General features: G+C 76.2%; 21 protein-coding genes and 2 tRNA genes. 8 read left to right on the plus strand and 15 right to left on the minus strand.

The window, feature by feature from the left end; translation table 11 throughout:
• Positions 1-13 precede the first annotated feature (13 nt).
• The 5 genes from ACH01S_RS06740 to ACH01S_RS06760 all read right to left on the minus strand — a co-directional run bounded on the left by ACH01S_RS06740 (position 14) and on the right by ACH01S_RS06760 (position 7,124).
• A complete protein-coding gene (locus tag ACH01S_RS06740) occupies positions 14-2,140 on the minus strand; it encodes an ArnT family glycosyltransferase (RefSeq protein WP_067886432.1) in 2,127 nt (708 codons plus the stop codon).
• The gene (locus tag ACH01S_RS06745; RefSeq protein WP_067886434.1) at positions 2,137-3,468 is read right to left on the minus strand and encodes a dolichyl-phosphate beta-glucosyltransferase; all 1,332 of its coding nucleotides are present in this window, start codon (positions 3,466-3,468) and stop codon (positions 2,137-2,139) included. Before ACH01S_RS06745 ends, ACH01S_RS06740 begins: the two co-directional genes overlap by 4 nt.
• A gap of 101 nt (positions 3,469-3,569) precedes the next feature.
• On the minus strand, positions 3,570-5,036 hold the full coding sequence (locus ACH01S_RS06750; RefSeq protein ID WP_246237143.1) for a HAMP domain-containing sensor histidine kinase: 1,467 nt from the start codon (positions 5,034-5,036) through the stop codon (positions 3,570-3,572).
• Positions 5,033-5,803 carry a response regulator transcription factor gene (locus ACH01S_RS06755; RefSeq protein WP_083980388.1) on the minus strand — a complete coding sequence of 257 codons (771 nt, stop codon included), beginning with the start codon at positions 5,801-5,803 and terminating at the stop codon, positions 5,033-5,035. The genes ACH01S_RS06750 and ACH01S_RS06755 overlap by 4 nt, the downstream gene beginning before the upstream one ends.
• Positions 5,804-5,888: 85 nt before the next feature.
• The gene (locus ACH01S_RS06760) at positions 5,889-7,124 is read right to left on the minus strand and encodes a hypothetical protein (RefSeq protein WP_148344710.1); all 1,236 of its coding nucleotides are present in this window, start codon (positions 7,122-7,124) and stop codon (positions 5,889-5,891) included.
• 266 nt (positions 7,125-7,390) lie between these two features.
• On the opposite strand from ACH01S_RS06760, the gene rsgA reads away from it, so the two are divergent.
• Complete coding sequence (rsgA, locus tag ACH01S_RS06765) at positions 7,391-8,509, plus strand: ribosome small subunit-dependent GTPase A (RefSeq protein WP_067886438.1); 1,119 nt, start codon at positions 7,391-7,393, stop codon at positions 8,507-8,509.
• Between the two features lie 51 nt (positions 8,510-8,560).
• Here the strand turns inward: rsgA and ACH01S_RS06770 are convergent, their stop codons facing one another.
• Both ACH01S_RS06770 and ACH01S_RS06775 read right to left on the minus strand, forming a co-directional pair.
• On the minus strand, positions 8,561-9,415 hold the full coding sequence (locus ACH01S_RS06770) for an ABC transporter permease (RefSeq protein WP_083980389.1): 855 nt from the start codon (positions 9,413-9,415) through the stop codon (positions 8,561-8,563).
• Entirely contained in the window at positions 9,412-10,434 is a 1,023-nt protein-coding gene (locus ACH01S_RS06775; protein WP_148344711.1) for an ATP-binding cassette domain-containing protein, read from the minus strand. Before ACH01S_RS06775 ends, ACH01S_RS06770 begins: the two co-directional genes overlap by 4 nt.
• A 160-nt stretch (positions 10,435-10,594) precedes the next feature.
• Between ACH01S_RS06775 and ACH01S_RS06780 the strand changes: the two genes are divergently transcribed.
• Positions 10,595-11,320, plus strand: coding sequence for a TetR/AcrR family transcriptional regulator (locus ACH01S_RS06780; protein ID WP_067886442.1), 726 nt, complete (start codon positions 10,595-10,597; stop codon positions 11,318-11,320).
• Positions 11,321-11,359: 39 nt separating this feature from the next.
• Here the strand turns inward: ACH01S_RS06780 and ACH01S_RS06785 are convergent, their stop codons facing one another.
• The 3 genes from ACH01S_RS06785 to ACH01S_RS06795 are packed head-to-tail and all read right to left on the minus strand — an operon-like array spanning position 11,360 to position 13,248.
• The gene (locus ACH01S_RS06785) at positions 11,360-11,719 is read right to left on the minus strand and encodes a VOC family protein (protein WP_067886444.1); all 360 of its coding nucleotides are present in this window, start codon (positions 11,717-11,719) and stop codon (positions 11,360-11,362) included.
• A complete protein-coding gene (locus ACH01S_RS06790) occupies positions 11,716-11,925 on the minus strand; it encodes a ribbon-helix-helix domain-containing protein (RefSeq protein ID WP_067886446.1) in 210 nt (69 codons plus the stop codon). Before ACH01S_RS06790 ends, ACH01S_RS06785 begins: the two co-directional genes overlap by 4 nt.
• A gap of 39 nt (positions 11,926-11,964) precedes the next feature.
• Positions 11,965-13,248 carry an FAD-binding oxidoreductase gene (locus ACH01S_RS06795; RefSeq protein ID WP_218010154.1) on the minus strand — a complete coding sequence of 428 codons (1,284 nt, stop codon included), beginning with the start codon at positions 13,246-13,248 and terminating at the stop codon, positions 11,965-11,967.
• 279 nt (positions 13,249-13,527) lie between these two features.
• Here ACH01S_RS06795 and ACH01S_RS06800 point away from each other — a divergent pair, with 279 nt between their 5' ends.
• The 4 genes from ACH01S_RS06800 (at position 13,528) to ACH01S_RS06815 (ending at position 17,447) form a co-directional block, all read left to right on the plus strand.
• Complete coding sequence (locus tag ACH01S_RS06800; protein ID WP_067886626.1) at positions 13,528-13,884, plus strand: VOC family protein; 357 nt, start codon at positions 13,528-13,530, stop codon at positions 13,882-13,884.
• Between the two features lie 242 nt (positions 13,885-14,126).
• A complete protein-coding gene (locus ACH01S_RS06805) occupies positions 14,127-16,451 on the plus strand; it encodes an ATP-binding cassette domain-containing protein (RefSeq protein ID WP_067886628.1) in 2,325 nt (774 codons plus the stop codon).
• A 98-nt stretch (positions 16,452-16,549) separates the two neighbouring features.
• Positions 16,550-16,984, plus strand: coding sequence for a helix-turn-helix transcriptional regulator (locus tag ACH01S_RS06810; RefSeq protein WP_067886629.1), 435 nt, complete (start codon positions 16,550-16,552; stop codon positions 16,982-16,984).
• Between the two features lie 52 nt (positions 16,985-17,036).
• Positions 17,037-17,447 carry a VOC family protein gene (locus tag ACH01S_RS06815; protein WP_067886450.1) on the plus strand — a complete coding sequence of 137 codons (411 nt, stop codon included), beginning with the start codon at positions 17,037-17,039 and terminating at the stop codon, positions 17,445-17,447.
• Positions 17,448-17,469: 22 nt separating this feature from the next.
• On the opposite strand, the gene ACH01S_RS06820 is transcribed toward ACH01S_RS06815, so the two are convergent.
• Both ACH01S_RS06820 and ACH01S_RS06825 read right to left on the minus strand, forming a co-directional pair.
• Positions 17,470-17,541, minus strand: a tRNA-Arg gene (locus ACH01S_RS06820).
• A gap of 38 nt (positions 17,542-17,579) precedes the next feature.
• Positions 17,580-17,653: transfer RNA gene (locus tag ACH01S_RS06825), tRNA-Cys, on the minus strand.
• 440 nt (positions 17,654-18,093) lie between these two features.
• Here ACH01S_RS06825 and ACH01S_RS06830 point away from each other — a divergent pair.
• Entirely contained in the window at positions 18,094-19,551 is a 1,458-nt protein-coding gene (locus ACH01S_RS06830; RefSeq protein ID WP_067886452.1) for a benzaldehyde dehydrogenase, read from the plus strand.
• Here the strand turns inward: ACH01S_RS06830 and erm are convergent.
• Positions 19,539-20,312, minus strand: coding sequence for an ErmE/ErmH/ErmO/ErmR family 23S rRNA (adenine(2058)-N(6))-methyltransferase (gene erm, locus ACH01S_RS06835; RefSeq protein ID WP_370671560.1), 774 nt, complete (start codon positions 20,310-20,312; stop codon positions 19,539-19,541). The genes ACH01S_RS06830 and erm overlap by 13 nt on opposite strands.
• A gap of 823 nt (positions 20,313-21,135) precedes the next feature.
• On the opposite strand from erm, the gene ACH01S_RS06840 reads away from it, so the two are divergent.
• Complete coding sequence (locus tag ACH01S_RS06840) at positions 21,136-21,474, plus strand: hypothetical protein (RefSeq protein ID WP_067886454.1); 339 nt, start codon at positions 21,136-21,138, stop codon at positions 21,472-21,474.
• Positions 21,475-21,510: 36 nt separating this feature from the next.
• Here the strand turns inward: ACH01S_RS06840 and ACH01S_RS06845 are convergent, their stop codons facing one another.
• Positions 21,511-23,163, minus strand: a complete 1,653-nt coding sequence (locus ACH01S_RS06845; RefSeq protein WP_067886456.1) for a DUF885 domain-containing protein — start codon at positions 23,161-23,163, stop codon at positions 21,511-21,513.
• Positions 23,164-23,241: 78 nt separating this feature from the next.
• On the minus strand, positions 23,242-23,913 hold the full coding sequence (locus ACH01S_RS06850; protein WP_067886633.1) for a LysE family translocator: 672 nt from the start codon (positions 23,911-23,913) through the stop codon (positions 23,242-23,244).
• Positions 23,914-23,935: the final 22 nt, after the last annotated feature.

Genomic DNA, 23,935 nt, shown 5'->3' on the forward strand with positions numbered 1-23,935 from the left:
GGCCCGCCGCCGGTCACGCGGAGGGCGCGGTCAGGTCGTACAGGACGGCTCCGCCGACCGTGGTCGCGGTGTAGTGCGCGGCGACCCATTCGCTGATCGCCTGCGCGGCGCCGCTGCCGCTGCGTCCCCCGGGCCCGCCGGGCCCGCCGGGGCCGCCGCCGGGGCCGCCGCCGGGGCCGCCGCCGGGGCCGCCGCCGGGGCCGTTGCGGCCGCCGCCGATGAAGTAGTGGATCCGTCCCTGGCGGGCGAGGCGCCGGAACTCGGCGAGGGTGGGCGCGGGGTCGGTGCCGTTGAACCCGCCGACCGCCATGACCGGGCGGCGGGTGGCGAGCTGGTACCCGGCGGCGGTGTTGGACCCGACGGCCGCCGCGACCCAGGTGTAGCGGTCCGCGTCGGCGGTGAGCGCGGCTTTCACGGCGGCGCTGGGCGTCCCGGCCCCGAGCAGCCCGCCCGGCGCTCCGGCGGGCGGGGCGCCGGGGAATCCGGTGCGGGGGCCGGTCGCGCGCCCGCCGCCGGGCGCGGCCTGGCCGGGCGGGGCGCCGAGGCGCTGCGGCGGCGGCGCACCGGGATTCCAGCCGCCGGGCCCGCCGCGTCCGCCCGGGCCGCCGGGTCCCAGACCGCGGCGGCCGGGGCCGAAGCCGCGGGACGTCGCGGGCCCGGCGGTGACGATCGCGCCGGTGTGCGGGGTCGCGGTGGTCTGCACCGCGTAGGCGGCGGGCCCGGCGAGGCAGGACAGGACGGCCAGGGCGGCGCCCGCCGCGACGATCCGCCCGCCCGGCGCGCGCCCCCGGAACCGTCCGGCGAACGGCGCGGCCGCCAGCGCCGCCGCCGCGACGAGCCCGGCGGCAAGGACGAGGGGGCCGAGCCAGGGATGCCAGCCCGGCGACCGTCCGAGCAGCACGTATGCCCACACGGCCGTGGCCGCGACCACCGCCGCCGCCACGGCCGCTCCGGCGGGGCGGTGGCGGCGCTCCCACAGCAGCGCCGCTCCGGCGCCGACGAGTCCGGCGATCGCGGGGGCGAGCGCGACGGTGTAGTACTCGTGGAAGATCCCGCGCATGAAGCTGAACACGGCGGCGGTGAGCAGCAGCCATCCGCCCCACAGGGCGAGGGCGGCGCGGGCTGGGTCGGTGCGGGGCGCGCGGCGGGTCGTCCACAGCCCGGCGGCGAGGAGGATCAGCGCGGCGGGCAGCAGCCAGGACACCTGCCCGCCGATGACGGGGCCGAACATGCGGCCCCATCCGGCGTCCTGGTCGAGGTTGCCGAGGCCGCCGGTTTCGTTCCCGTCGAGCCGTCCGAGGCCGTTGTAGCCGAGCGCGAGTTCCAGGACGGAGTCGTGCTGCGACCCGCCGATGTAGGGCCGCGCCGAGGCGGGCACCAGCGCCACGGCGGCGACCCACCATCCGGACGCGGCGAGCAGCACGCCCCCGGCGGCGGCGAGCTGCCACAGCCGCCGCCGCGCGCCGGTCGGCGCGGCGGCGAGGTAGACCAGCGCGAGCACGGGGACGACGAGGAACGCCTGCAGCATCTTGGCCAGGAACCCGGTCCCGGCGCAGGCGGCGGCGAGCAGCAGCCACCGGGTGCTCGCCGTCTCCTGCGCGCGGAGCGTCCCGTAGGCGGCGAGGGCCGTCAGCAGGACCAGCAGCGCGTCGGGGTTGTTGAACCGGAACATCAGCGCGGCGACGGGGGTGAGCGCGAGGACCGTCCCGGCGAGCAGCGCGGCCCAGGCGGGGAACCGGCGCCGCACCGCCGCGTGCACGGTCGCGACGGTCGCGACGCCCATCAGCGCCTGCGGGACCAGGACGCTCCAGGGGTTCACGCCGAACACGCGGGCGGTGAGGGCCATCGGCCACAGCGCGGCGGGCGGCTTGTCGACGGTGATGGCGTTCGCGGCGTCGGACGAGCCGAAGAAGAACGCCTTCCAGCTCGACGCCCCCGCCTGGACGGCGGCGGAATAGTAGGGGTTCGCCCATCCGGACGCGCCGAGCCCCCGCACGTACAGGACGGCGGTCGCGGCCAGCAGGGCGAGCAGCGCGGGGCGTTCCCAGGCCGCGCGTCCAGCGGGCCCGCGCAGCAGGCGGCCCGGAAGCCGCCGCGGGGTGCGGGGCGGGGCGGGGGCGGCTCCGATCGTGGAGGTCATCTGATGTCTTCCCGATTTCCTGTGCGGCGTCGGTGCAGGTCGGACGAAGGCGAAGGCGAAGGCGAGGGCGCGGGGTGCGGTTCGGGGAGGCGGCGCGGGTGGAAGATCCAGGCGCGCATCAGCAGGAACCGGGCGAGGGTGGCGGCGGCGTTGGCGGTGACGACGGCGGCGATCTCGACGGTGCGGGACGGGCCGGGCGCGGCGGCGTGCGCGAGGGCGAGCCCGCCGGTGCTGAGGGCGAGGCCGAGCAGGAACGCCAGGCCGCCTTCGAGCTGGTGGCGCAGGGCCCGGCGGGTCCCGGTGACGCCGAAGGTGAAGCGGCGGTTGGCGGCGGTGTTGGCGGCGGTCGCGGCGGCCAGGGACAGCGCGTTCGCCCACAGCGGCCCCGTGACGAGCCGCAGCAGCACGAACAGGGCGAGCTGCACGAGTGTGCTGACGGCGCCGACGGCGGCGAAGGCGGGCAGCTGCCGCGCCATCCCGGCGGGCAGCACGGCGGGCGGTGCGGCCGCCGGTGCGGCGCGTGGTGCGGCGGGTGGGCCGGGGCGGCGGCGGACGGGGGCGCGGAACGCGCCGGTGAGGATGCGGCGGGCGACGCGGGCCATGCCGAGCAGGTCGTCGCGGGCGGTGCGCAGAACGTCGACGCGGCTGTCGGGGTCGTCGACCCAGTCGACGGGGACCTCGTGGATGCGCAGCCCGCCGCGCTGGGCGAGGAGCAGCAGCTCGGTGTCGAAGAACCACTCCTCGTCCTCGACGGCGGGCAGCAGCGCCTGGACGATCTCGGTGCGGGCGGCCTTGAACCCGCACTGGGCGTCGGTGAACCGGGCGGCGAGCGCGGCGCGCAGCAGCAGGTTGTAGCAGCGGGACACGACCTCGCGGCGGGGGCCGCGGACGACGGCGGAGCCGCGGGTGAGGCGGGACCCGATGGCGAGGTCGCTGTGCCCGGAGATCAGCGGCGCGACCAGCGGGAGGAACGCGTCGAGGTCGGTGGACAGGTCGACGTCCATGTAGGCGACGACGTCGGCGTCGCTTGCGCCCCACACGTGCCGCAGCGCCCGGCCGCGTCCCCTGCCCTCCAGCCGGACGGCTCGGACGGCGGGCAGCCGCGCCGCGAGCCGCTGGGCGATGGGCCAGGTGGCGTCGGTGCTGGCGTTGTCGGCGACGGTGATCCGGAACCGGTAGGGGAAGGTGCCGTCGAGGTAGGCGTGGAGGCGTTCGACGCTCGCGGCGAGGGCGCGTTCCTCGTTGTGGACGGGGACGACCACCTCGACGAGCCGTCCCGGCCCGCGCGTGCCGGGTTCTGCGGCGGGTTCAGTGACGGGGTGACTCATGGGACCGAGGCTGGCCGCCGGGCGTGGGAGCCCCCTGAGCCGCGCATGAAGCCCCCATGAGAAACCCGCATGAGAAATCCCGCGCGGGGCCGGTGGGCGGGTCAGTCGCCGGGGTCGGGGGCGCCGGGGAGGCGGACGCGGGCGAGGGTGCCGCCGCCGGGCGCGGGTTCCAGGGCGACGCGCCCGCCGGACTCGGCGACGACCCGCGCGACGATCGACAGTCCGAGCCCGGAGCCGGGCAGGCTCCGCGCGGACGGCGACCGCCAGAACCGGTCGAAGACGTGCGGGAGGTCGGCGGCGGCGATGCCGGGCCCGTGGTCGCGGACGGTCAGCTCCCCGCCGGCGAGGCGGACCTCGACGGTCCCGCCGGGCGGGGAGAACTTGACGGCGTTGTCGAGGAGGTTCACGGCGGCGCGTTCCAGGGACGCGGGGTCGCCGTGCACGTACCAGGGCCGGGTGTCGGCGCGGACGGTGATCCCGGGCCCGCGGAGCCGGGCGCGGTCCACGGCGCGGGCGACGGCCTCGTGCAGCGCGACGGTCTCGCGGACGGGCCCGGCCTCGTCGGGGCGGGCGAGTTCCAGCAGGTCCCCGACGAGGCTGGACAGCTCCCGCATCTGCGCCTTGACGCTGGCGAGCAGGTCGCGGCGGGCGGGTCCGGGCAGGTCGCGGCCGGCGGCCTCGGCGCGCAGCAGCAGGTCGATGTTGGTGCGCAGGCTGGTGAGGGGGGTGCGCAGCTCGTGCCCGGCGTCGGCGATGAGGCGCCGCTGCCGTTCCCGGGACGCGGCGAGCGCGGCGGTCATGCTGTTGAAGGACCGGCCGAGCCGGGCGATCTCGTCGGTGCCCTCCTCGGGGATGCGGACGGCGAGGTCCTCGGTGCGGGCGATGTGCTCGACGGCGCCGGTCAGCTCGTCCACGGGCCGCAGCGACGCGCGGGCGATCATCAGCCCGGCGCCCGCCGCGGCCAGCACGCCGAGGGCGGTGACGGCGGCGAGGAGCAGGGCGAGGTTGTCCAGGGGGCCCTCGACCTCGTCCAGCGACAGCGCGAACGACACCGCGGCCCGCTCGCCCCGGTCGGTGCGGAACGGGCGGGTGAGGACGCGGACGCGGTCTTTCGTCCCGTCGGCGGTGACGCCGTCGCCGTCGCGGTAGAGGGGGCCGCGTTCGCCGCGGGCGACCCGCGCGTCGGCGGCGGTGACGGTCAGGGACCCCGAGCCGGGGACGGCGCAGGGCCGCCCGGCGGCGTCGACGAGCTGCACGATCTCGAACGGTCCGGGCGGGCGGGCGCCGCCCGCGGCGGGGCGTCCGGCGCAGGCGGCGAGCGCGTCGCCGAGCTGCCGGGCGGCGGGGCGCGGCGGGCCCTCGCCCTCGGGGCCGGGGCCGGGCGGCCCGCCGGACACGGCGGCCAGCCGCCGGTCCAGCTCCCGGTAGAGCTGGTTGCGGGTGATCAGCCACCCGGCGGTGGCGCAGGCGGCGACGGCGAGCGCGACGGCCGCCGCGGTGAGCAGCGCCATCCGGGCGCGCAGGGTGAGCCGCCTGGCGACGGGCCGCCGCCCGGCCGGGGCGGTCACGGGGACGCCGCCGCGCGGAGCACGTACCCGACGCCGCGGACGGTGTGCACGAGCCTCGGCAGCCCGCCCGCCTCGGTCTTGCGCCGCAGGTACATGACGTACACGTCCAGGGAGTTGGAGGCGGGTTCGAAGTCGAAGCCCCAGACGGCCTCCAGGATCTGCTCGCGGGTGAGGACCTGGCGGGGGTGGGCGAGGAACATCTCCAGCAGCATGTACTCGGTGCGCGTGAGGTCGACGGGGCGTCCGGCGCGGGCGACCTCGCGGGTGCGGGTGTCCATGGACAGGTCCTCGAACGCCAGCACGCGCCCCTCCTCTCCTTCGCCGGGGGCGCCGCCGGGGGGCATGGCGGCGCGGCGGAGCAGGGCGCGGACGCGGGCGAGGAGCTCGTCCAGGTCGAACGGCTTGGCGAGGTAGTCGTCGGCGCCGGCGTCCAGGCCGGTGACGCGGTCGCCGACCATGTCGCGGGCGGTGAGCATCAGGACGGGCATGGTGGCGCCGAGGGCGCGCAGGCGGCGGCAGGCGGTGAGGCCGTCCATGCGGGGCATGAGGACGTCCAGGACGACGAGGTCGGGCCGGTCCCGCCCGACCCGGTCCAGGGCGGCGGCGCCGTCGGCGGCGGCGTCCACCCGGTAGCCCTCGAACTCCAGGCTGCGGGCGAGGGACTCGCGGACGGCGGGCTCGTCGTCCACGATCAGTATCCGCGCGGCCCCCCGCCCGGCGGCCCGCCCGCCGGGAGTGCGTCCGGCCTGGTCGCTGCGCTGGTCCATGTGCTCACGGTAGGCAGCGCGGGCGGGGTCCCGGCCCGTCGGCGGGCGTTTCTCATCGTTCTTTCAGGATGTTCTGAGCGGGGGTTCAGGGCGCGGAGTCGGCGGAGTCGGTGGCCTCAGTGGCCTGGGCCCATACGTCCCCCGGCGCGGCGTCCCCCGGAGCCTCCCGGGGCTCGCGGGGCTCGTGCCCGAGGTCCCCTTCGACGGCGGCCGCCACGGTCTCCTCGACGACGGCGGTGACGACGACGGTCGGCGGCTCGGGGCGGGTGGCGCCCGCCCAGGTGGTCTTGACGACGTCGACCACGACGTCGCGGGACACGTCGACGATGATCCCGCGCAGGGTGTCGCGGAGGGCGAGTTTCAGCGCGTCGCGGATCAGCTCGCGCAGGACGGCCTCGATCGCGGCGGTGGTCGCGCGCAGGGCCAGGTCGCGGGCGGTGCGGGCGGCGGCGCTGCCCGCGACGGCGGTGAGCACCCCGCCGGCGGCGCGGGCGGCGTCGGATCCCGCGGCGCGGGAGGCGAGGGCGGTGAGGGCGGCCAGGTCGGCGGCGACGCCGGTCTCGCGGGCGGCGTCCCGGACGGTGTCGCGGACCGCTCCGGCGAGGTCGCGGGCGGCCTGCTCGGCGGTCTCGCGGACGACGCGGGCGACGACGTCGCGGGCGACGAGCATCGCGGCGTCCACGGCGGCGTCGGCGACGGTGTCGACGGCGGCGTCCACGACGGCCCTGGTCGCGGCCCGCACGACGGGGCGGGACGCGGTGGCGGCGGCGGTGCGCCCGGCGCGGTCGCCGAGGTCGCGGGCGGCGGCGGCGAGGTCGCGGGCCAGCGGGCTGGTGACCGCGAGGCGGCGGGCGGCCTGCTCGGCGAGGGTCATGGCGGTGGTGGCGGCCTCGAACGCGCTCGCGGTCGCGGGGTTGGCCGCGGCGGCGGCGCGGGCCTCGGCGACGGCCCGTTCGGCGGCGCCGGACGCGGCGGTGACGGCGGCGTCGCGGGCGGCCCGCTCGACGGCCTTCATCGCGGGCGTCCCGGCCACCTGGTCCAGGATGCGGGTGGCGGCGACCGCGGCGGCGCGGCGGGCGGCGCCCGCGACGGGCTCGCCGGCCGAGGCCGCGGCGCGCGCGGCGGCCGGGGCGAGCCCGGCCCACAGCTCCTCCAGCCGGTCGGCGGCGGCCCGGTCGGCGCGCCGGGCCCGCTCGGCGAGCCCCGTCCCCGGCTCCTTCTCCGGCTCCGGCCGGGGCTCCGTCCCGGCGGGTCCGCTGTCGGGCTCGGCGGGAGCGCCGGTCTCGCGCTGCTGTTCGTCGTCCACGGTCACGCCTCTCATCGCGATCCGCCCCTCAAATGACGATAACTGCCGAACTGCTCCGCCAGTTCCTGCGGGCCCGGGCATCGCCCGGGAAAAGGGGGTGCCGGTCGCGGGCGCGGCGGGGTAGAGTCACGCCCGGACCCGAGAGGAGGTGTGGACGCATGGCCGTCGTTGCGCTGGCCGCTGCCCGCGGCATCCAGGTCGTCCTCATCTCCCGGGCCGCCGGCTGACCCGCGCCCTTCGTCGCGCGCTCGCCGGGGCCCCTTCACGCAAGGGTTCTCGAAGTGTCCTCTTTCACTTCCGCTTCTTCTTCGTCTTCTTCTGATTCCGCTGGGTCTTCGGACCCGTCCGGTCTGGCCGCCTACGGCTGGGACGGCGCCTGGGAGGACCTGTTCTCCCCCCACCGCGCGGCGGGCCTGGTCCCGGCGCGGGTCGCCGCGGTCGACCGCGGCCTGTGCGACGTGGTCACCGCGTCCGGTCCGCTGCGCGCCGCGACCCGCGCGGTCGACGGCCCGGACGGCGGGGCGTGCACGGGCGACTGGGCGGGGCTGCGGCCGGACGGCCCGGACGGCCGCGCGGCGGTGGCGGTGCTGCTGCCGCGGCGGACGGCGATCGTCCGGTCGTCGGCGTCGCGGGACTCGCGCGGCCAGGTGCTGGCCGCCAACGTCGACACCGTCGCGGTGGCGGTGCCGCTGACCGCGCGGGCGGCGCCCGGCCGGATCGAGCGGCTGGTCGCCCTGGCGTTCGAGAGCGGGGCGCGGCCGGTGGTCGTCCTCACCAAGGCCGACCAGGTGCCGGACACCGCCGGGTTCGAGGCGGACGCGGCCGCCGCCGCGCCCGGGGTGGACGTGGTGGCGTGCAGCGCCGCGACGGGCGAGGGCGTGGACGCCGTCCGGGCCGTGCTGGCCGGGACGGTGGCGCTGGTCGGCCCGTCCGGGGCGGGCAAGTCCACGCTCGGCAACGCGCTGCTCGGCGCCGACGTGCTCGCGACCGGCGAGGTCCGCGGGTCCGACGGCAAGGGCCGCCACACCACGGTCCGGCGGGAGCTGCTGCCGCTGCCGGGCGGCGGGGTCCTGATCGACACGCCGGGGCTGCGCGGCGTCGGCCTGGTCGAGGCGTCCGAGGGGCTGGAGCGCGCGTTCGCCGACGTCGAGGAGCTCGCCGCCGGGTGCCGGTTCCGCGACTGCGCGCACCGGGCCGAGCCGGGCTGCGCGGTCCTCGCCGCCGTCGCCGACGGGACGCTGCCGGCCCGCCGCCTGGACAGCTACCGCAGGCTGCTGCGCGAGAACGAGCACGCGGCGGCGCGCACCGACGCGCGGCTGCGCGCCGAGCAGCGCGACCGGTCCAAGGCCATCACCCGGTTCCAGCGGCAGCTGTACCGGGAGCGGGGCCGCGACCGCTGACCGTCCCTCACCCGGGCGCGGGGGGCCGCGGCCTCCCGCGCCCGGGCGGGGTCAGCGGCCGCGCGTGCGGTAGGTCCGCGCCGACAGCGGCGCGAACACCGCGAGCAGCAGCAGCGACCAGCCGAGGCTGGCGGCGACGGGGTGGGCGATGGGCCAGGCGGCGTCCGCGGCCGGGGCGGCGGGGTTGCCGAACAGCTCGCGGCAGGCGGCGGTGAGCGCGCTGACGGGGTTCCAGTCGGCGACGACCCGCAGGACCTTCGGCATCCCGCCGGTCGGGACGAACGAGTTGGACAGCATCGTGACGGGGAACACCAGCGGGATGAGGTTGTCGGCGGTGTGCTCGTTCTTCACCACCAGCCCGAGGTAGCACCCGGCCCAGCTCAGCCCGTACCGCATGAGGCCGAGCAGCAGGAACGCCTCGGTGGTCGGCCACAGGCCGCGGTGGGCGCGCCAGCCGACGACCAGCCCGGCGACGGCCATGATCGCCAGGCCGAGGGCGCCGTGCAGGAAGTCGGCGCCGGTGTGCCCGAACGGGACGGCCGAGCGGGCGGTCGGCATGGAGCGGAACCGGTCCATGACGCCGCGGGAGGCGTCGGTGGCGACGCGCAGCGTCACGGCCATGGTGGAGGTGAAGGTGACCATGGCGAACAGGCCGGGCATCAGGTACTCGCGGTAGTTCCCGCCGCCGGGGACGGCGATGGCGCTGCCGAACACGTACCCGAACAGCACCACCATGATCGCGGGGAAGATCAGCGCGGCGATCAGCTCGCCGGGCTCCCGCCGGATCCGCGACATTTCCCGGCCGACGAGGGCGAGCCCGTCCGACAGGGCCCAGCGGAGCCGGACGGCGCGGGAGGCGGGCGCGTGCGCGGCGGGCGGTCCGGCGGCGGGTGCGGCGGCGGTCATCGGACGGTCTCCTTCGCACGCCCCGGCGCCGACTCCCCGGCGGCGGCGCCATCGGCGGTGGCGCCGGCGGAGTCATTGGCGGTGTCGGCGGGGGCGCCGGTGAGGCGCAGGAACACCTCGTCGAGGGTGGGGCGGCGCAGCGCGACGTCGGCGACGGCGACGCCGGCGCGGTCGAGTTCGCGGACGACGTCGGCGAGCCGGACGCTCCCGGCGGGCAGCGGGACCGACAGGCGCCCGCCCGCGAGGCCCGGGTAGGCGCCGGCGAGGCGGTGCAGGACGTCGGCGGCGCCGCCGGCCGCGCCGGGGTCGTCCAGGACGACGTCGAGCCGGTCGCCGATCGAGGACTTCAGCTCGTCGGGCGTGCCGGTGGCGATGACGCGGCCGTGGTCGACGACGGCGATGTCGTCGGCGAGCCGGTCGGCCTCGTCCAGGTACTGGGTGGTGAGCAGGACGGTGGTGCCGCCGGCGACCAGGTCGCGGACGGCGTCCCAGATCTCGCCGCGGCTGCGCGGGTCCAGGCCGGTGGTGGGCTCGTCCAGGAACAGCACCTGGGGGCGCAGGATGAGGCTGGCGACCAGGTCGAGGCGGCGGCGCATCCCGCCGGAGTAGCCGGCGACCTGCCGGTCGGCGGCGTCGGCGAGGCCGAACCGCTCCAGCAGCTCGTCGGCGCGGGCGCGGGCGTCGCGGCGCGACAGGTGGTAGAGGCGGCCGAACAGGCGCAGGTTGCCGCGCCCGGTGAGCTTCTCGTCGACGGCGGCGTGCTGCCCGGCCAGCCCGATCCGGGCGCGGACCTGGTCGGGCCGCCGCGCCACGTCGAACCCGGCGATCCGGGCCGTGCCGGAGTCGGCGTCGGCGAGGGTCGCGAGGATCCGCACGGCGGTGGTCTTGCCGGCGCCGTTGGGGCCGAGGACCCCGCAGACCGTCCCGGCGGGGACGGCCAGGTCGAGGCCGTCCAGGGCCTGGGTGTCGCCGTAGCGCTTGCGCAGCGCCTCGGCGACGACGATCGGTTCGTCCGCCACGGTCCCTCCTCTGAGTACGATGTACGCAACCAAGGCCGCCAGCGTAGACAACTGGGTACGTCGTACGCAACTAGGATGCTCTGCGTGGACGGCGACGCGGAGAAGGCCCGGTGACGGCGGTGGTCACGCGGGCGGCGGTGACGGTGAGAGGGGCGGCGCGGTGACGGACGGGGGCGGGCAGGTCAGCATCTGGTCGGTGCCGGAGCGGCAGGGCCGCGGCCCGCGGCCCGCCTACAGCCGCGCGCAGATCACCGAGGCCGCGATCCGGATCGCCGACGCCGAGGGGCTGGAGGCGGCGTCGATGCGCCGGATCGCCGCCGAGCTCGGCACGGGGGCGATGTCGCTGTACCGGTACGTGCCGTCCCGCGGCGACCTGCTGGACCTGATGGAGGACCACGTCCTGCTGGAGGCGGGGATCCCCGACCGCCCGAGCGGCGACTGGCGCGCCGACCTGACCCTGGTGGCCGAGGGGTCGCGGGCGGTGTACCTGCGGCACGGGTGGCTGGCGGACCTGCGGCGGCCGCGCACCACGCTCGGCCCGAACCGGCTGCGCCTGGTGGAGTTCGCGTTCGGGGCGCTGGACGTCGGCATCCCGATCGACGACGTGTTCGTCCTGATCGAGATGCTGACCGGCTACGTCGAGCGGGCGGTGCGCTCGGAGCTGGCGTGGCGGCGGGAGGTGCGGGAGGGCGGGCTCACCCCCGAGCAGTGGATGATGCGGTCGGCCCCCTACGTCCGGGAGCTGCTGGACAGCGGCGCCTACCCGATGTTCAGGCGCATCGTCGTCGACGCGCGGATGCCGCACATGAGCGCCGACGAGCAGTTCCGGTACGGGCTGGAGCGCGTCCTGGACTGCGTCGCCGCCGTCCTGCCGCCCGCCACCTGACCCGGCCCGGAGACGGCGGACCGGGCCAGGGCGGTGCGGCTATTTCTTGGCGGGCGCCTGGAGGCTCCAGACCCGGCCGTCGGGGTCGCGGACGGTCATCTCGCGGGTGCCGTAGTGGGTGTCCTCGAACGGCTCGACGACCTCGACGCCGGGCCCGGGCCGGAACGCGTCGGCGTCGGGCACCTTCAGCGCGACGCGCAGGCCGGGGTCGCGGTCCTCGGGGACCTCGACGAGGAACACGTAGGGGCCGCCGCCGTTGCGGAACAGGCCCGAGCCGTGGTCGGTCTCGAACTCCAGCTCGAACCCCAGGCCCTGCAGGAACCCGGCCGTCCTGCCCCAGTTGCGGGTCTCCAGGAACAGCGCCTCGATCCCGTCGGTGCCTTCGATGCGCTCGGTCATGTCCGCTCCCCCTTCTGCGGCGTGTCGCCCGCCTGCTCGCTCGCCTGCTCGGTCGTCCCGGCGCGGGTGCCGTCGAGGTAGGCGCGCAGCGCGTCGGCGACCAGCGCCGACAGGGACGTCTCCGACTCGATGGCCTGGTGCTTGACCCGCTTGATCAGCCCGATCGGCAGGTACACGTTGAACTGCTTGACATCCTCGTCACCCACCCCCGCATGCTAGCAAATTAGAAAGCTAAGCGAGCGCCGTCATGCCGGTGCGCCCTTCGGGGGGATGTTGAAGTTGACGCGGAACACGTTGCCGGGGTCGTGGACGGCCTTGAGCTCGGTCAGGCGGGTGTAGTCGCCGGGCCGGTAGGCGGTGCGGACGACGGCCGGGTCGGCGTCCTCCACGCCGGCGAAGTTGAGGTTGGTGCCGCCGGTGCTCCAGGGGCGCATGTCCGCCAGGAGCCGGTCGCGGGCCTCCCGGCTCCCGGGGGCGGGCGTCGCGCCGGTGAACAGGGAGTACGCCGCGTCCCTGCCGCCGACGCAGTTGGGGATCGCGGGCGGGCGGGCGTAGGCGCCGCCGAAGTGGCGCAGCTCGGCGATGAACGGCGGCCGCGCGCCCGGTCCGGCGTGGGCGAGGAGCGTGTCGACCGCGTCCTTGCCGAGGCCGCGCAGGAGGGCGTTGCGGTCGTAGGCCGTGTAGGGGGCATCGGTGGGGTCGTGGTGGATGGTGCCGACCTCGGCGTAGGGCATGTGCCGCAGCGTGTCCATCAAGGCGGGGCCGATCTCCCGCAGCGGCCGCACCAGGTCCTCGCCGCCTTCGGCGCCGCTGTAGGCGATCCGCACGTGGGCGACGGACCGGCCGCGCAGCGGCGCCGGGACCGCGGGCAGGTCCGGGTTCTCGGCCAGCATCACCGAGGAGGCCATGGGGTCGGGCAGCGAGCGGGTCCATTCGGTGTAGGCGTGCAGGACGTCGCCGGCCGCGTCCGCGGGGAAGTAGAGCCCGCCGCCGTACAGCCACGGCACCGGGAACAGGTCGATCTCCATGCCGACGACGACGCCGAAGTTGTCCTTGCCGCCGCGGACCGCCCAGAACAGGTCGGGGTCGCTGCCGGGGCCGACGTCGCGGATGCGGCCGTCGGCGGTGACCAGGCGCAGCCGCCGCACGTGGTCGGCGGCGAAGCCGAAGCGGCGGCCGAGCAGGCCCGCGCCGCCGCCGGTGGTGTACCCGACCGCGCCCACGTTCGGGCTGGAGCCGTTGAGCGGGGCCAGGCCGTGCGGGGCGGCGCGCTCCACGACCCGCCGCCACCGCGTCCCCGCCTCCACCCAGGCGGTCCTTGCCGCCGGGTCCACCTCGACGCCGTCCATCCGCCCGGTGTTGATCAGCGCGGCGCCGTCGGCCGCCACCGAGGGGCTGTGGCCGGTGGCCATGACGCCGACGGCCCGGCCCTGCGCCACGGCCGTCCGCACGGCGTCGGCGACGTCCCGCTCGCCGCGCGCCGCGGCCACCCACGCCGGACGCGATTCCACGGCCCGGTTGAGCCCCATCCGCTCTCGGTCGTATTCAGGCGCGCCAGGTCGAAAGATCCGGATCGGAGATACGTTCATGCAGGTCAACGTAGCCACGCCCCGGACGGGCGGTCTTGTAGGAAACGGCCGCCCCACCCCGCCCCGCGCCCTGGTCCGAGATCGGCCGCGCGCTCGGCCGCGCATTCGGCATCGGTCAGGAATCGAGAAGCGCGGCCCGGCGGCGCGTGGCTAGCGTGAGCTGCGTGGACACCGGAACGTCCACGCCACGACCCAGTACGCGAACCCATAGGAGTGATCATGGCTGGTTCTTCCACGCAGGGGATCAAGACGGTGCTGCACCCGGTGTCGGACCTGGCGGCGGCGACCGCCGTGTACACGGCGCTGCTGGGCGTCGGGCCGACCGCCGAGTCGTCCTACTACGTCGGGTTCGACGCGGAGGGGCAGCACATCGGGCTGGTGCCGGACGGCGGCCCGCAGAAGCTGGCGTCGCCGGTCGCGTACTGGCACGTCGCCGACATCGCGGCGAAGCTGGCGGAGGTGACGGCGGCGGGCGCGGCGGTGCGCGAGGAGCCCCGCGACGTCGGCGGCGGGCGGCTCGTCGCGACGTTCACCGACCCCGACGGCAACGTCCTCGGGCTCGTCCAGGACCAGTGAGCCGCCCGGCCCGCTCCCCCGCCCGGCCGGGGGCGGGCTGGTCGGGGCGCCCGCCGGGCGGACGTACTGTGTTAAGCCGCCCTAATCTAAACGCGCCGTGGTAGAGCCCGGCGATTTCCCCGCCGGACGGATGGAGACGATCGATGAGCACGACCCCGGGCACCGCCGACGCCCGCCCGCAGGACCCCGAGACCACCGCCGCCGGGGGCGGGGGCGGGGCGCGCCCCGCGGACGCGCACGACATGATCCGCGTGCACGGCGCGCGGGAGAACAACCTCAAGGACGTGAGCGTCGAGATCCCCAAGCGGCGGCTGACGGTGTTCACGGGCGTGTCGGGGTCGGGCAAGAGCTCGCTGGTGTTCGCGACGATCGCGGCGGAGTCGCAGCGGCTGATCAACGAGACCTACAGCGCGTTCGTGCAGGGGTTCATGCCGACGCTGGCGCGTCCCGACGTCGACGTCCTGGACGGCCTGACCACGGCGATCATCGTGGACCAGGAGCGGATGGGCGCCAACCCCCGCTCGACGGTCGGGACGGCCACCGACGCCAACGCGATGCTGCGGATCCTGTTCAGCAGGCTCGGCGAGCCGCACATCGGGTCGCCGCAGGCGTTCTCGTTCAACACGGCGTCGGTGCGGGCGTCCGGCGCGATCACCGTGGAGCGCGGCGACCGCAAGGCCGAGCGGGTCAGCTTCACGCGGGCGGGCGGGATGTGCCCGCGCTGCGAGGGGATGGGCAGCGTCACCGACATCGACCTGTCCCAGCTCTATGACGCCGACAAGTCGCTCGCCGAGGGCGCGATCACCGTTCCCGGGTACAAGGCGGACGGGTGGTCGGTGCGGTTCTTCACCGAGTCGGGGTTCTTCGACCCGCACAAGCCGATCCGCGACTACACCGACGCCGAGCTGCACAACCTGCTGCACCGCGAGCCCGGCAAGGTGAAGATGAACGGCATCAACATGACCTACGAGGGTCTGGTGCCGCGGGTGCAGAAGTCGCTGCTGTCCAAGGACCGGGAGGCGATGCAGCCGCACATCCGCGCGTTCGTGGACCGGGCGGTCACCTACACGGCGTGCCCGGACTGCGGCGGGACGCGCCTGAGCGAGGCGGCCCGGTCGTCGAAGATCGCGGGGATCAGCATCGCGGACGCGTGCGCGATGCAGATCAGCGACCTGGCGGAGTGGGTCGCGGGCCTGGACGAGCCGTCGGTCGCGCCACTGCTGGGGTCGCTGCGCCACACCCTGGACTCGTTCGTGGAGATCGGCCTCGGGTACCTGTCGCTGGACCGCCCGGCGGGGACGCTGTCGGGCGGGGAGGCGCAGCGCACGAAGATGATCCGGCACCTCGGGTCGTCGCTGACCGACGTCACCTACGTGTTCGACGAGCCGTCGATCGGGCTGCACCCGCACGACGTCCAGCGGATGAACGAGCTGCTGCTGCGGCTGCGGGACAAGGGCAACACGGTGCTGGTGGTGGAGCACAAGCCGGAGGCGGTCGCGATCGCCGACCACGTCGTCGACCTCGGCCCGGGAGCCGGGACGGCGGGCGGCGAGGTGGTGTTCGAGGGCACCGTCGAGGGGCTGCGCGCGTCGGGCACGCTCACCGGCCGGCACCTGGACGACCGGGCGTCGCTGAAGGCGTCGGTGCGGGCGCCGTCGGGGGCGCTGGAGGTCCGCGGCGCCGACTCCCACAACCTGCGGGACGTGGACGTCGACATCCCCCTCGGCGTCCTGACCGTGGTGACCGGGGTGGCGGGGTCGGGCAAGAGCTCGCTGATCCAGGGGTCGGTCGCGGGCCGCGACGGCGTCGTCGTGGTCGACCAGGCCGCGATCCGCGGGTCGCGGCGCAGCAACCCGGCGACCTACACGGGCCTGCTGGACCCGATCCGCAAGGCGTTCGCGAAGGCCAACGGCGTCAAGCCCGCCCTGTTCAGCGCGAACTCCGAGGGCGCCTGCCCCGCCTGCAACGGCGCCGGGGTCCTCTACACCGACCTCGGGATGATGGCGGGGGTCGCGACGACGTGCGAGGAGTGCGAGGGCCGCCGGTTCGAGGCGTCGGTGCTGGACCACCTGCTCGGCGGCCGCGACATCGCCGAGGTCCTGGCGATGCCGGTCGCCGAGGCCGCGGAGTTCTTCGCCGCGGGCGAGGCGAAGACCCCCGCCGCGCACAAGATCCTCACGCGGCTGTCCGACGTCGGCCTCGGCTACCTGCGGCTCGGGCAGCCGCTGACGACCCTGTCGGGCGGTGAGCGGCAGCGGCTGAAGCTGGCGACGCACATGGCCGAGAAGGGCGGCGTGTACGTGCTGGACGAGCCGACCGCGGGCCTGCACCTGGCGGACGTGGAGCAGCTCCTCGGCCTGCTGGACCGGCTCGTCGACTCCGGCAAGTCGGTGATCGTGATCGAGCACCACCAGGCGGTGATGGCGCACGCCGACTGGATCATCGACCTCGGGCCGGGCGCGGGCCACGACGGCGGCCGGGTGGTGTTCGAGGGGACGCCCGCCGACCTCGTCGCGGCCCGGTCGACGCTGACCGGGGAGCACCTGGCGGCCTACGTCGGGGCGTGACCGCCGCACCGGCGGCGCCGCCCGGCCCGCCCGGCCCGCGCGGGCGCCCGCGGCGGCCGACCAGCGGCGGCGCCGCCGGGTATGGCACGATCTGGTGCGTGACCGGTTCGGGGGCGTCCGAGGGGACGGCGGAGGCGCGGCGGCTGCGCGACCTCGCGCGGCTGCGCGGCGTCCGCGACCGGATCGACCGGGAGTACGCGCGGCCGCTGGACGTGGAGGCCCTCGCGCGCGGGGCGAACATGTCGGCCGGGCACCTGAGCCGCGAATTTCGCCGCGCCTACGGCGAGTCGCCCTACGGGTACCTGATGACGCGGCGGATCGAGCGGGCGATGGCGCTGCTGCGCCGCGGCGACCTGTCGGTCACCGAGGTGTGCTTCGAGGTGGGCTGCGCGTCGCTCGGGACGTTCAGCACCCGGTTCACCGAGCTGGTCGGGGTGCCGCCGAGCGTGTACCGCAGGCAGGCGGCGGAGGCGACGCAGGGCATGCCGCCGTGCGTGGCCAAGCAGGTGACCAGGCCCCTCCGAAGCCGCTGACCGCGCCGCCTGCCCGTGCCGCGCCCGCGGGCGGGCGGTTAGCGTGGCGGTCATGGGCATCAGCATTCACTCGGCGTTCCTGCCGCACGACGACCCGGAGGCCGCGCTGGCGTTCTACCGGGACGCCCTGGGGTTCGAGGTGCGGGGCCAGGTCGCCTACGGGGACCTGCACTGGATCACGATCGGCCCGCCGGGGCAGCCGGGCACGTCCATCGTCCTGCACCCGCCGGCGGCCGACCCGGGGGTGAGCGAGCGGGAGCGCCGCACGGTCGCGGAGATGATGGCGAAGGGCGTCTACGGCGGGATCATCCTGGCGACCGGTGACCTGGACGGGACGTTCGAGCGGCTGCGGGCGGGCGGGGCGCAGGTCGTCCAGGAGCCGGTGGACCAGCCGTACGGGGTGCGGGACTGCGCGTTCCGGGACCCGGCGGGCAACATGGTCCGCATCCAGCAGCGGCCCTGAACCGCGGCCGGGCGTGGAGGGGTCTCCCCGGCAGGGATCGAACCTGCGCTTCCGGCTTCGGAGGCCGGTGCTCTGTCCGCTGAGCTACGGGGAGGGGACCCCGCCCCCAGGGTGACAGGGGGGGCGGGGCGGAGACGCCGGTGGGATTCGAACCCACGTGGAACGGTTTTGCAGACCGTCGCCTGAGACCGCTCGGCTACGGCGCCGCGTCCCCCTGAACCGGGGGGTCGGGTCGGAGGGGTGGGGCGGAGGGGGAGATGGAAAGGGCCGCGCTTCCGGTCGGGGAAGGCGGCCTGCCGCTGGGCTGTGAAGCCGGGGTGTCAGGGGGCCGCCGGGCGGGTCCGGGCGCGATCGCCGCGTCGACAGGTCATGACCGCTCCTCCGGTGGCTCGGGCGCCGGGTGCGCCCGCGTGATCAGGGTGCCCCGCCGCCCGTCCCACCCGCAACGCCTTTTTCCGCAGCCCGCCGCGCACGGGACCCGGCCCGGGGGTCTTTCGGCGGGGTTTTTTCATTGAACGGAATGATGATGTTCCTGTGAACGCCCCGCGTTGCGAGGGTGGTACGGGGCACGTGTGCAGTCCCCCGCGGCCCCCGGGGGCAGTCCGGTGGGCGGCCGGTCGGGGCGCGGCCCGGATGAGGAGGAGCGATGACGTTGCTCGACCCCGGCGTGTGGACCGGGAAGATCTTCGACGGCGGGTGGGTCGCCGGGGACGGCGGCTCCTACGCCGTCACCGAGCCCGCGACCGGCGCGACGCTCGGCACGATCGGGCAGGCCGGCGCGGCCGACGCGGCCCGCGCGGCGCGGTCGGCCGCGGCGGCGCAGCGGGACTGGGCGGCCCGCACCTACGAGGAGCGCGCCGCCGTCCTGCGCCGGGCGGGACGCCTGTTCGAGGACCACGCCGCCGAGGTGGAGGAGTGGCTGGTCCGCGAGGCCGGGTCGATCCCGCCGAAGGCGCAGCTGGAGGCGCACTTCGCGGCGAGCCTGTGCTACGAGTCGGCGGCGCTGGCCTCCCACCCGCAGGGCATCGTGCTGCCGTCGGCGCAGCCGCGGTGGAGCCTGTCGCGGCGCCGCCCCGCCGGGGTCGTCAGCGTGATCGCGCCGTTCAACTTCCCGCTGATCCTGTCGATGCGGTCGGTGGCGCCCGCGCTGGCGCTCGGCAACGCCGTCCTGCTGAAGCCCGACCCGCGGACGGCCGTGTGCGGCGGCGTCACGATCGCGCGGATCTTCCAGGAGGCGGGCCTGCCGGAGGGCCTGCTGCACCTGCTGCCCGGCGGCCGCGAGCCCGGCGAGGCCGTGGTGACCGCCCCGGAGGTGCGGGTGGTGTCCTTCACCGGGTCCACCGCCGCGGGACGCGTCATCGGCGAGGTGTGCGGACGGCTGCTGAAGCGCGCCCACCTGGAGCTCGGCGGCAACAACGCGCTGATCGTCCTGCCGGGCGCGAACGTCCCCGACGCGGTGTCGGCGGCGGCGTGGGGAGCGTTCCTGCACCAGGGGCAGATCTGCATGACCTCCGGGCGGCACCTGGTCCACGAGAGCCTGCACGAGGAGTACGTCGCGGCGCTGGCCGACAAGGCCGACAAGCTCGCCGTCGGCGACCCCCACACCGCGCAGGTCGCGCTCGGGCCGATCATCGACGAGGGGCAGCTCGCCCACGTCGACGGCCTCGTCCGCGACACGGTCGCGGCGGGCGCGCGGCTCGCCGCGGGCGGCACCCACGAGGGCCTGTTCTACCGGCCGACCGTCCTCGCGGAGGTGACCCCGGACATGCCCGCCTACGCGCAGGAGGTGTTCGGGCCGGTCGCGCCGGTCGTGCCGTTCTCCACCGCCGAGGAGGCGATCGCGCTGGCGTCCGACTCCGAGTACGGGCTGTCGCTCGGGATCCTCGGCGACGTCGGCCAGGCGATGAAGATCGCCGACGCGGTGCAGACGGGCCTGGTGCACATCAACGACCAGACCGTCAACGACGAGCCGGTGGTGCCGTTCGGCGGGGTCGCCGCCTCGGGCAACGGGTCCCGGTTCGGCGGCCCGGACGCCAACATCGAGGCGTTCACCGAGGCGCAGTGGGTGACCGTCCGCGGCGAGATCGCCACCTACCCCTTCTGATTCAGGGCCTGAATCAGGGAGGGGTGCAGGGCGCGGACCAGGGCCACCCACCGGTCGGGGTGGACGTCGGCGACGACCGCGCCGCGGGGCAGCCCGGCGGCGCGGAACGCGGCGTCCACCCGCCGGGCCGGGTGGACGGTGCGCAGCGAGGCCCGCAGCGTCCCGCCGACGCCGGTGAACCCCAGGTCGACGCAGTCGAGGTAGGCGCCCATCGCGGCGGCGGGCAGCAGCGGGACCGGGCGGCGGTCCAGCCGCAGCACCGCCGAGTCCACGCGCGGGACGGGACGGAACCGGTCCCGCCCGATCCGCCGTCCCAGCCGCCACCCGAACTCCGGCCACGTCCGCACGGTCAGGCGGCTCCACCGCCCGTAGTCGCCGGTGCGCTTGCGCGCGTACTCCCGCTGGACGATCAGCGTCGCCGACGCCAGCGACGGCGCGTCCAGGGCCCACCCGACGATCCGGGACGTGGCCGCGTAGGGGATGCTCCCGGCCAGGTGGAACCGGCCGCGCGGCGGCCGGGCCCGCAGGAAGTCGCCGGTCACGCAGGTCACGTGCGGCAGGCCCGCGCACCGGTCGGCGAGCCGCGCCGCCATCACCGGGTCGATCTCGTAGGCGATGACGCGGCGGGCGCGCCCGGCGAGCGCGGCGGTGATGCGGCCGTCGCCGGCGCCCGCCTCCACGACCAGGCCGCCGGGGCCGTCGCCGACGGCGCGGGCGTAGCGGGCGATGATCTCGGGGTCGGCGAGGAAGTTCTGCGACAGCGCGCGGCGGGCATGGCCCCGGGCACTGCGGCTCCCGGCGCGGTTCGTGGTGCGGTTCGTACTGCGGTCGGTGGTGCGGTTCACGGTCACCGTGTCCTGGGTCCCCGGCCCGTCGCGGGCCGGTCGGGCGGTCGAGGGACGCTCGAAGGCCCTGGACGACGGCAGGCGCGAACGGCGCGGACACCGGCGGCGCGGTCAGCGCGGCCCGCGCACCGGCAGACGGCGCCGCGCTGAAGCGGGCGGCGCCGTGCGGACGGCGGGCGGTGCTGCGAGGCGGCGGCCGGCGTTCACCTGAACGCGGGCGCTCACCTCACGCGGACGGACGCGCGCATGGACGCGCGCATGGACGCGCGCATGGACGCGCGCATGGACGCGCGCATGGGGCGCGTCCCGTCACACGGAGTGGAACCGGGCGGGCGTCAGCGGCCCGCCGGGTGGTCAAGCGCCGGCGCGGCCTGGACGGTCCAGGGCGGGGCGACGCTCACGCAGCCGAACGGCGACGGCGGCGGAGACGATCACCCGCGCCGCGCCGTCGTAATAAGCGCTCATGCGGGCCAGCCTAAAACAGGGCCCGCGCCGTCCCCAAACCTTTTTCCGCGAGCACGCCGCGGACCGCGCCCGGACACGGCCGACCAGGGGCCGAACGGCCGCCGCCCACGGGCTTACCGGGGGCATTGACACGCGTGAACGATCCGTTTCCCGGCGGCGGCCCGGCCGTGACCTGCACACAAAGCCGCTTGCCGTCCCGTTTATCCCGCTTGACGCGGGCAATCAACTCTTCAACCCCGGGCGACCGGGACGCACAGGTCGAGGAGGCCCCGCCGTGTACAGGACGCACGAGATGCGGATGGTCCGGACCGAGGAGTCCGGGCTGGAGGAGTGGGCCTGCCCCACCTGCGGCCGCCGCATGCTGCTGCGCTGGCCGCCCCACTACGAGAAGAGGATCGTCGAACCCGGCGACGCCCGCGCCTGCCACGTCGGCAGCGCGGCCCCCGGCCCCACCGGGACCGGCGGCTCACCCGACGCCCCACCCGAGACGCCCGGCACGTCCGGGGAGCGGGAGGGCGGCGACCGGTGGCGCGACGCGCGCCGCTGGCTCCGCGAGACCGGCGTCGACGCCGTCCCCCCGGCCGCCGAGGCCAACCGCTCCGAACCCGTCTGACCGGCCGCTCAAAGCGCGCCGCCCACAACCCGCGGGTCAGGGGCGGGACAGCTCGGCGCGCATCAGGTCCAGGCCCATCGGGCCGAGGTCCAGCGCCCGCCGGTGGAACTCCTTCAGGTCGAACGCCGCGCCGTCCCGGCGCCGCGCCGCCTCCCGCGCCTCCAGCCAGATCTTCTCCCCCAGCTTGTACGCGATCGCCTGCCCCGGACGCCCCAGGTAACGGTCGATCTCGAACGCCACCTCCGCGCCCGACCGCGGGCCCGCGTGCGCGGCCAGGAACTCCCGGCCGAGCTCCGGCGTCCACCGCTCGCCCTCGTGGAACCCCGTCCCCGCCGGGATCTCCAACTCCAGGTGCATCCCGATGTCCAGGATCACCCGCGCCGCGCGGAACTGCTGACCGCCCGCCAGCATCCCCAGCCGGTGCGCCGGATCCGGGTAGTGGCCGAGCTCGTCCATCAGCCGCTCCGCGTACAGGCCCCACCCCTCGCAGTGCCCCGGGTGCAGCTCGCTCGACACCCGCTGGAACCGGTTCAGCACCGGGTTCAGCGTCGTCACGCCCAGCTGGAGGTGGTGCCCGGGCACCCCCTCGTGGAACATGGTCGCCGGAACGCTCCAGGTCACGATGTCCGCCGACGGGTCGTCGACCGTCCACCACACCGTCCCCGGACGCGACAGGTCCTCCGCCGGCGCCAGGTAGTACACCCCCGCCTCCACCGGCGGGATCCGGCACTCGATCCGCCGCAACGGCTCCGGAATGTCGAAGTGCACCCCGTCCAGGTCCGCGATCGCCCGGTCCGCGAGCTCCTGGATCCACGCCCGGAACGCCTCCGCGCCCCGCATCCGGTGCGCCGGATCGGCGTCCAGCGCCGCCACCACCTCCGGCAGCGGCGCACCCGGCAGGATCGCCTCCGCCGCCTCGGCCATCTGCGCCTCGACCCGCGCCAGCTCCTCCCAGCCCCACGCGTACGTCTCCGCCAGGTCCAGCTCCGTGCCGAGGAAGTCCCGCACCCCCAGCCGGTACCGGTCCGCGCCGAGCGCGTCCCGCTCCGGCGCCCGGCCCGCCAGCTCACCCGTCAGGAACTCCGCGAACTCCCCCAGCGCCGCCGACGCCGCCTCCACCGCCGCGTCCAGCGCCCCCCGCAGCGGACCGTCCGGGACCTGGTACCGGCCCGCCAGCTCACCCAGATACGCCGGGACGTCCAAGCACTCGCGCGCGCTGCGCAGCACCTGCCGCCGCGCCGCCACCCGGCCACGCCCGCACGCCCGCTCCAGACCGTCCCGCAACCCGCCGAGCGCCCCCGGCAGCGCCGACACCCGCGCCAGCACCGCTTCCCAGTCGCTGTCCTTGCCCTGGTCGAGCAGCTCGACCGCCGTCCGGAGCCGCTGCACCGGACCGTCGGTCGTATCGAGCCAGCCCTCGCGGACGCCCGCCTCGTCCAGCGCGACGTCCACCTCCAGGCGCTCCCGCAGCACCGCCGCGGCGATCCGCCCCGCCTCACCCTCCACCGGGGTCCGCGCGAGCTCCGCCAGCGTCGCGCGCGCCAGCTCCGCGCGCGCCGCCACGCCGTCCGGGCCGTAGTCGGTCAGCCGCGCGTCCTGCCCCGAGATCCCCATCATCGCCGCCAGGCAGGGGTCCAGCGCTGCGAACGCGTCCACGTACCGGTCGGCCAGTTCATCCAGTGCGGTCACCGCCCTAGGCTACGGCCACCCGCCCCCATTGGGCGATCATGAAAATGTGCCAAAACGGTGGAACCTTCAACGGAATTGTCAACGTGTCGCGGCCGCCAACCGCACGCCCAGCCCCACCAGCACCACACCCGACACCTGGTCCAGCCGCCGCCGCACCACCGGCCGCACCAGCACCCGCCGCGCCGCCCCCGCCAGCCACACCACCACCGCGTACCAGGCCAGATCGATCAACGCCCACAGCACCGAGAACCCCACCAGCACCACCGGCACCGGCCACCCGTCCGGCACGAACTGCGGCAGGAACGACACCGCGAACACCCCCGCTTTCGGATTGGCGAAATTCGTCACCAGACCCAGCCGATACCACCGCCACCCCGACGGCCCGCCCCCGTCCCCCGCTCCCCCATCACCCGGGCCCCCATCACCCGCCGCGGCGACACCGTCATCGCGGTCATCGCCGACGCGGCGGCGCGCATGCCACAGCGCCCGCACCCCGAACCACACCAGCACCGCCGCGCCCGCCACCCGCAACCCGTCATAGGCCAGCCGCGACGCCGCCAGCAGCGCCGACAGGCCCACCGCCGCCGCCACCCCCCACACCAGCACCCCGGTCTCGTTCCCCAGCACCGCCGCCAGCCCCGCACGGCGCCCCGACCGCACCGACACCCGCATGATCACAACCGTGCTCGGCCCCGGCGCCATCGCGATCAACACCGCCGCGCCCGCGAACGCGACCAGACTCCCCAGCATCCCCCCATGCTCGCCCGCCCCG

This window comes from Actinomadura chibensis NBRC 106107, from assembly GCF_001552135.1.
GTDB classification, from domain to species: Bacteria; Actinomycetota; Actinomycetes; order Streptosporangiales; family Streptosporangiaceae; genus Spirillospora; species Spirillospora chibensis.

Excerpts from the sequence above, each read along its gene's own strand:
- ACH01S_RS06740 (WP_067886432.1), bottom strand. The coding sequence starts at position 2,140 with ATGACCTCCACGATCGGAGCCGCCCCCGCCCCGCCCCGCACCCCGCGG.
- ACH01S_RS06745 (WP_067886434.1), bottom strand. The coding sequence starts at position 3,468 with ATGAGTCACCCCGTCACTGAACCCGCCGCAGAACCCGGCACGCGCGGG.
- ACH01S_RS06755 (WP_083980388.1), bottom strand. The coding sequence starts at position 5,803 with ATGGACCAGCGCAGCGACCAGGCCGGACGCACTCCCGGCGGGCGGGCC.
- ACH01S_RS06760 (WP_148344710.1), bottom strand. The coding sequence starts at position 7,124 with ATGAGAGGCGTGACCGTGGACGACGAACAGCAGCGCGAGACCGGCGCT.
- ACH01S_RS06770 (WP_083980389.1), bottom strand. The coding sequence starts at position 9,415 with ATGACCGCCGCCGCACCCGCCGCCGGACCGCCCGCCGCGCACGCGCCC.
- ACH01S_RS06785 (WP_067886444.1), bottom strand. The coding sequence starts at position 11,719 with ATGACCGAGCGCATCGAAGGCACCGACGGGATCGAGGCGCTGTTCCTG.
- ACH01S_RS06795 (WP_218010154.1), bottom strand. The coding sequence starts at position 13,248 with ATGGGGCTCAACCGGGCCGTGGAATCGCGTCCGGCGTGGGTGGCCGCG.
- ACH01S_RS06800 (WP_067886626.1), top strand. The coding sequence starts at position 13,528 with ATGGCTGGTTCTTCCACGCAGGGGATCAAGACGGTGCTGCACCCGGTG.
- ACH01S_RS06805 (WP_067886628.1), top strand. The coding sequence starts at position 14,127 with ATGATCCGCGTGCACGGCGCGCGGGAGAACAACCTCAAGGACGTGAGC.
- ACH01S_RS06815 (WP_067886450.1), top strand. The coding sequence starts at position 17,037 with ATGGGCATCAGCATTCACTCGGCGTTCCTGCCGCACGACGACCCGGAG.
- ACH01S_RS06830 (WP_067886452.1), top strand. The coding sequence starts at position 18,094 with ATGACGTTGCTCGACCCCGGCGTGTGGACCGGGAAGATCTTCGACGGC.
- ACH01S_RS06850 (WP_067886633.1), bottom strand. The coding sequence starts at position 23,913 with ATGCTGGGGAGTCTGGTCGCGTTCGCGGGCGCGGCGGTGTTGATCGCG.